At 41.1% G+C, this 5,296-nt stretch carries 4 protein-coding genes; all 4 read left to right on the forward strand.

Annotated elements, in window-relative coordinates:
* Window positions 1–277: 277 nt before the first annotated feature.
* The 4 genes from MF4640_RS18205 (at window position 278) to MF4640_RS18220 (ending at window position 5,139) form a co-directional block, all read left to right on the forward strand.
* Window positions 278–1,576 (forward strand): MFS transporter, encoded by a 1,299-nt coding sequence (locus tag MF4640_RS18205; RefSeq protein WP_005100333.1) that lies wholly within the window; start codon window positions 278–280, stop codon window positions 1,574–1,576.
* A 115-nt stretch (window positions 1,577–1,691) separates the two neighbouring features.
* Window positions 1,692–2,957 carry a DcaP family trimeric outer membrane transporter gene (locus MF4640_RS18210; RefSeq protein ID WP_004646966.1) on the forward strand — a complete coding sequence of 422 codons (1,266 nt, stop codon included), beginning with the start codon at window positions 1,692–1,694 and terminating at the stop codon, window positions 2,955–2,957.
* Between the two features lie 17 nt (window positions 2,958–2,974).
* Window positions 2,975–4,174 carry an MFS transporter gene (locus MF4640_RS18215; protein ID WP_078390457.1) on the forward strand — a complete coding sequence of 400 codons (1,200 nt, stop codon included), beginning with the start codon at window positions 2,975–2,977 and terminating at the stop codon, window positions 4,172–4,174.
* A 95-nt stretch (window positions 4,175–4,269) separates the two neighbouring features.
* A complete protein-coding gene (locus MF4640_RS18220; RefSeq protein ID WP_078390458.1) occupies window positions 4,270–5,139 on the forward strand; it encodes an IS982 family transposase in 870 nt (289 codons plus the stop codon).
* The last annotated feature ends 157 nt before the right edge of the window (window positions 5,140–5,296 follow it).

Consider the following 5,296-nt stretch of genomic DNA (forward strand, 5'->3'; position numbering starts at 1 on the left):
GAATTAATTATTTAAAGTAAATTTTGGCTATTCATTTAAGTAATTATTAGCCTTATAACGAAACTAAAAATTAATTTACGTAATAAAGATACTTCGTCGTTCAGTGATTTTTAACCCAGTATAGGGCTGAAAAATCAGATTTAACCTGATTGTTGACGTGGCTAAACCAAAACAGAAGCAGACACTTTAATCAGGAAAAACACTTTTCCGAGAGGAAGAAAAATGGATTTAGCGGTAGCAGAGGAAATGCTACTTTTAATATATAGAGGATATAAGAATGACAAGCGATACCATCGTAACAGGAGACAATAAAACCGATGTCTCCTCCACGGATACCATTAAACAGGCGCCAAAACGTCTATGGATGACGGCTTTTGTCTTTGCTTTTCTGATTTTGCTCTGTGACGGTGCAGATATCGGGATTCTGGCTTTCAGTCTGACCAGTCTGAAAGCTGAATGGGGACTAACTTCTGTACAGGCCGGTGCATTGGGAAGTTATTCTCTTTTAGGTATGGGGATCGGAGGCTTTATTGGTGGATGGGCATGCGACAAATTTGGACGTGTCCGCGTCATTGTACTCGCCACCATCGCCTTCTCGATCTTGTCGGCCTACTCAGGTTTTGCTCAGTCTTATACTGAATTTGCAATTTTACGTACTCTTTCTTGCTTGGGTTTAGGCTGTTTATATATTGCCTGTAATACCCTGATGTCAGAATACGTACCGACCAAATACCGTACTACTGTACTGGCAACATTGATGACTGGTTTCACTTTAGGTTCATTGGTGATTACCATGATTTCAGGCTGGATTATTCCTGAGTTCGGCTGGCGTATGCTGTACTGGATCACAATTGCTCCATTAGCTTTGGGTATCCTGATGCACTTTATGGTGCCAGAGCCAGAATCATGGAAACGTGTCCGTGAAATGAAAAGAACTGGTCAGATCGTGGATAACGATGCCAAAAAAGGCAATCCATATATCACCATTCTTAAAGACAAAACCCATGGCAGAATGTTTATCTTATGGTCATTCAGCTCTGGTTTCTTGCTATTCGGTTATTTCGGTGTAAGTAACTGGCTGCCAAGTTATCTTGAAGCTGAATTAGGCATCAAGTTTAAAGAAATGGCCCTGTATATGGTGGGTACGTTTGTCACCATGATTTTTGCCAAAATTATTGCAGGTTATGTTGCTGATAAAATTGGCCGCCGTATTGTATTTGCTTTCGGCACCATGGGAACGGCTCTGTTTATCCCTGTCGTGGTGTATATGCATAATGCCGATAACATTGGCGTACTGATGCTAATCTTCGGCTTCCTGTACGGTATTCCATATGCCATCAATGCAACCTATCTAACCGAAAGTTTCCCGACTGGTGTTCGTGGTACAGCGGTGGGTGGTGCATTCAATATTGGTCGTATCGGTGCAATCTTCGCTCCAATTACGATTGGTTATCTTGCGATGCATGGTTCGATTGGTACAGGTCTGTTGGTAATGGGTGCAGCATACTTCCTATGCGGTTTGATTCCTGCCCTGTTTATTAAAGACCGTTTATACGATCCGCAAAAAGCAGAATAAACCCCACTTCGGAAGGCAGGTCAAATCGCTGCCTTCCTCTTTCTCCAAATATTGACCATACGTATAGAAAGGTCTCCTTTCATTCAGGATTAAAAATTTCTTTAGGGATTAAGAAATGAAAAAATTAGTTTTAGCGACATTATGTGGTATTGCTTCAGCACAGGCATTTTCAGCAGAAGCTTCTGAAGACCGTATGCAATTTCTTGAGTCACAGTTAAAGCAAATCCAGGCAGAACTAGAACAACAAAAAGCCGCGCAACTTGCATTAAAGAACCAGCAGGAACAAGCCAAAGCGCAAGACTCTAAAACGCTGAGTTCAATGGTAGATAATGTCGATGTTTATGGCTTGATCCGCTTTGATGGTGCAGTCGATTTCAAAAGTACTACTGAAGCCCGTGGCCGTACCATTAACCAGATTAATAAAGTACCTTTTACTGAACCGGATTCTGTACGTTCCGATTTTACTGCGGCTGCCAGCCGGATTGGTTTCCTGGCCAAAGATCTAGGAGGCAATCCGAATGTTTCTGCTCGTTTAGAAGCCGACTTCTGGACCAACAATGGTAAAGGCGATGGTGGATTACGTATCCGTCATGCACACTTAAAATACTATAACTGGACGTTTGGTCAGGCCTGGTCATTGATGTCAACACCAGAGATTAGCACTGAAGCTGTCGACTACAGCTTGTTCCTGGGTGGATCAGTCTTACGTACACCTCAGGTGAGCTATGCTTTCAAACTTGATCCGGAAAATACCTGGAATGTCGGTCTGGAGTACATGGCCGGTGGCGATCGTTCTTCTGCCTTACCTGCCTTAAGCACTAAATATGTTCATCAATCAGGCCCTCTTCATTTATTAGCTCAAGGCTTTGTCAATCAAAAGCAAGCGCAAACAGATACAGGTGATATTGAAAAAGTTGGCTGGGGTGTGGGCGTTGGTGGACGTTACCGTTTAGATGATCAAAACTCAATTCAGGGGAACTATTTCCATATGGTCGGTGATCAGCGTATTGCAGCTTTCTTGACTCAAGGTTCAACAACCGATGGTGCTGCCTGGGGTGGCGATTATTCAGTCGATCCAATCAATAATGAACTTTTATTGAATGAGTTCAATAGTATAAATATTGGCTTCACGCATAAATTTACGCCGAAACTACGTAGTAGTATTAATGCCAGCGTGGTTGATTTTGATGATTCTAGCGATTATGCCAAAGCCAATCCGGAAACCAATAAGCGCTTAACCGACTATGTGGCTAACGTGATCTATTCTCCTGTTCCAAAGATTAATTTGGGTGCAGAATATCATCATGGCAAGCGTGAAACCTTTGACAATAAGGAAGCAGATATTTCGCGTATCAACCTCTCTGCCAACTATAGTTTTTAAAGCCTCAGGAGACAAGGATGTCAGCCCAAGGGCAAATTTCACGCCGTTTCATGTTCATGATGGCAATGACCTGCGCACTCTGCGCAGGTTGTAACTATTTTAACCAGCCCTTGATTTATTCTATTGCAGAGGATCTGCAGATCAGTGTGGCTCAGTCTGGCTGGACTGTAGTACTGACCCAGATTGGCTATGCCACCGGATTATTTTTGTTTGTCCCTTTGGGTGACTTGTTCGAAAAACGGTTGTATATCTGCAGTTTGATGTTCTGTACCGGATTGGCGCTTATTGGGCTTTCAGCCAGTACCAATCTGCATATGTTGTATGGCTTTACCCTGCTCGCCTCTTTTTGTTCGATTACCACCCAGATTCTGATTCCTTTTGCTGCCAACCTGTCTCAGCGAGAAAAAAGTGCTGAAGTGGTCGGTCTACTGATGAGTGGTGTATTGGTCGGCATCCTGTTTGCCCGAACTGTATCAGGATTAATTTCTACCTTATGGTCTTGGCATGCCGTATACCTATTAAGTGGCTGCTCTATCCTGTTGCTCAGTATCGCCATGTGGTATCAGTTACCTAAGGAGAAAAGTCAGCTACAGATGAGCATCTTGCAGATTTATCGCTCACTATTTACCTTTGCTAAAACCGAACCGATGCTGATTCGACGCAGCATCATTGGTGGTTTGGGCTTTGGTATGCTGAGTATTATTTTTACCACCATGACTTTTGTGCTGGCGGAAGCACCCTATCATTTTAATGATTTCCAGATTGGCTTGATGGGGATTGTCGGTGTTGTCGGCATCTGGTCATCCCAATGGACGGGGAAAATGATTGGCCGGCATCGGGAAAAATGGATTGCACACTTGGCCACATGTGGACTGATTCTGGCCTGGATTCCCTTGTTCTTTGCCCAGAGCTACTTATGGATTTATATCCTGGGCTTAATTCTGGCTTATTTTGGAATTTCCTGTTTGCATGTCTTGAACCAGAATCTGGTCTATCGAATCTCGGTAAAAGCGCGTTCACGAATTAATGCCATTTATATGACCTGTTATTTTTCAGGCGCTGGTCTAGGGGCATTTTTATCGCTACATTTATGGAAAAGCTATGGTTGGTCTGCCTGTGTCATTTTAGGTTTTATTTTTGCTCTACTCATATTTAGTATTAACCGCTATGACCTAAGCCGCGAACGCAATTTAGCCGATAACCCATTACAGTCTTAATATAACCCGAATCGCGGATAAGAAATTGACTTGAAAAACATGAGGACTAGAGCCATCAGTTGAGTTACCACACAAAACTCACAACTCTAGTCCTGATGTTTAATAGTACCGAATTATTTTGCGTAATTGATGATTTCTTTATTAAATTTGAAGCAACTTATTGGACATTTCTCAAACAGAGTTCTCATTCTGTAAGAATTCGAACTGCCCAACTGACTATCTCGGAAATTAGTTTTATCGCCATTTGGTATAAGTGTTCTCACTTCAATAATTTCAAAGCATTTTTTTCATGGCTGAAACAGGATAAAAGTCATTTATTTAAGAGCTTACCCTGTTATCAACGGATGATTCACCTGATTAATATGCATCAATTAGCACTACATGCTTTACATGTAGCTGTAATGAAAGCTCAACGTAGCCAATATTTATGGATTGATTCAACCACTTTACCTGTCTGTAAAAATCAGCGTATTCAACGCCATAAATCATTATCTAAAATTGCATCTCGTGGTAAAAGCTCAATGGGCTGGTTCTATGGCTGTAAATTACATGTTGTGATGAATCAACTTGGAGAAATAGTTTGTTCAGCATTATCCAACGGACATGTGGCTGACATAAGAATGGTTGAGCATTTAGTTGACGGCTTAGAAGCTAAGCTTTACGCGGATCGTGGCTATATCAGCCAAGATTTAAAAAGTAGGTTGAAATCTCAAGATATTGATTTAATTACTTATCATCGAAAAAACATGCAGGCTATACAACTCTCTGAATCAGATGAATATCATTTGAAACAGCGCAATAAAATAGAAACGTTATTCAGCTTATTGAAAGGTCAATACAATTTGGTGACGAGTAAACCCAGAAGTATGGCAGGCTTTTTAAGTGGGATTTACGCATCTTTATGTGCATATCAACTCACCCATCAAAATAAGCCAAAAATTCAAATTATGAAATCATTGGCTTAAACAGGATTCGGGTTAATATAATCCAAATATACGCCAATCTCAACTTTTTAAGTCATTGAAATAAAAAGGACATAACCTCATTTTAAATCCGTCTATGAAAATAAAATTACAGTTATGTCCACTGAAGAATTTATCATCATTGTCTATTTAATCATAG

Source organism: Acinetobacter sp. MF4640, assembly GCF_002018895.1.
GTDB lineage: Bacteria > Pseudomonadota > Gammaproteobacteria > Pseudomonadales > Moraxellaceae > Acinetobacter > Acinetobacter johnsonii.